This window comes from Glycomyces dulcitolivorans (assembly GCF_003265355.1).
GTDB classification, from domain to species: Bacteria; Actinomycetota; Actinomycetes; order Mycobacteriales; family Micromonosporaceae; genus Glycomyces; species Glycomyces dulcitolivorans.
Window position 1 is genome coordinate 1 of sequence record NZ_QFRW01000133.1, and the last position, 1,695, is coordinate 1,695.

Here is a 1,695-nt window from a genome sequence, read left to right on the forward strand (position 1 = left end):
CCAGCGCTCGCCGGGGTTGCCGCGCGCCTGCGCGGTGCCGGCGCTGGCCACCGCGGCCGCGGCCCCGAGGGCGGCGGCGAGCACGGTCCGGCGGGGATGCGTCATGGGACTTCTCCAGTCTGTGCGGGGGTCGGGCGGGTCCCTTTTCGACGGGTTGACCCGATCCGCCCATCCTGGCAGAAAACTTCAGGTGAAGGCAAGACTACGGAGAGAATTTTCAAATGAACGCGAAAGGGCGTTCAGCGCAGCGCCGGGAGTCCGAACTGGAGGGTCCCGGCGTCGGCGTCGAGGACCGCCTTGAGCCCCAACGGCACCGTGAGCGAACGCGGGCAGTGCCCGAACCCGAAGTCCCACGCCACCGGCACGCCGAGGTCCCCGAGGAGGTCCTCGAACACGCCGCGCACCTCCGCCTCGGGGCCGCAGTCGGTCCACGAGCCGAGGACGACCCCGGCGATCCCGTCGAACCACCCGGCCCGCCGCAGCTGCGTCACGGCCCGGTCGAGCCGGTACGGGGCCTCGCCGATGTCCTCCAGCAGCAGCAGGGCGCCGTCGAGGCGCTCGCGGTGCTCGGCGGTGCCGATCCCGGACGCCAGGAGCGTCAGCGTCCCGCCGAGGGTCACGCCGGTCGCGGTGCCGCCGACGATGGCCTTCGCGCCCGCGGGCGCGAGCGTCTGGACCCGCTCGGGCTCGAACAGGGTGAGCCGCAGGTGCTCGCGCATCTCGGTGTCCGTCGTGAACTTCGACCACGCGGGCATCGGCCCGTGGATCGTCGCGGTGCCGAGGTTGAGCGCGATCGCCTCGTGCAGCGCGGTCACGTCGCTGAACCCGACGAACGCCTTCGGCTCGGCCCCGCGCAGGCGGACCCAGTCGATCCGGTCGAGCATCCGCTGGACCCCGTACCCGCCGCGGGCGGCGATGACGGCGGCGAACGACGGGTCGGCCCAGGCCGCCTCGAAGTCCGCGGCCCGCCCGGCGTCCGACCCGGCCAGGTACGCGCCCTGGGCCGCCGCGTGCGGCAGCAGCACCGGCTCCAGCCCCCACGACTCCAGGACCCCAAGGCCCGCTTCGATGTTCGCGGCCGGGGAGGGCCCGGCGGGGGAGACGACCGCGACCCGGTCCCCGGCGACGAGCCGGCGCGGGCGGTGCAGCGGCGCGGGGCTCACGGTGCCAGCCCCAGCTCGAAACCGGGGCCCTCGAAGCCGAAGACCTCCGCGTACAGGGCGTGCTCGGCGAGCACGGCGTCCACGATGGTCTCGGCCCGCCGGAACCCGTGCTGCTCGCCCTCGTAGGTCCGGTAGGCGTGCGGGACGCCCCGGCCCTCGATCCGCTCCAGCAGCAGCTCGGCCTGCGCGGGCGGGCAGATCTCGTCCTCCAGGCCCTGGAGCAGGATGAACGGGACCTCGATCCGCTCGGCGTGGTGCACCGGCGACCGCTCGACCGAGCGCTCCTCCAGCACCCCGGGCGCGCCGACGAGCGAGTACACGTACTGCGATTCGAAGTCGTGCGTGTCGTCCCCGGTCCACCCCGACAGGTCCAGGATCGGGTACTTCACCACCGCGCACGCGTACACCCCTTGCGCCGCAGGCGAAGTGAGGGACGCCGCGGCGGTCCAGCCGCCCGCGCTGCCGCCGCGGATCGCGATCCGGGCCGGGTCGGCCGCGCCCTCGGCCGCGAGCGCCCTGGCGACGGCCGCGC

At 74.7% G+C, this 1,695-nt stretch carries 2 protein-coding genes; both read right to left on the minus strand.

Going from position 1 to position 1,695, the window contains the following annotated elements; all coding sequences use genetic code 11:
- Window positions 1-239 precede the first annotated feature (239 nt).
- Window positions 240-1,163 carry a S66 peptidase family protein gene (locus tag DI269_RS13090; RefSeq protein ID WP_112136575.1) on the minus strand — a complete coding sequence of 308 codons (924 nt, stop codon included), beginning with the start codon at window positions 1,161-1,163 and terminating at the stop codon, window positions 240-242.
- A partial coding sequence (locus DI269_RS13095; protein WP_157974954.1) for a prolyl oligopeptidase family serine peptidase occupies window positions 1,160-1,695 on the minus strand: 536 nt, incomplete at its 5' end. The genes DI269_RS13095 and DI269_RS13090, both read right to left, overlap by 4 nt.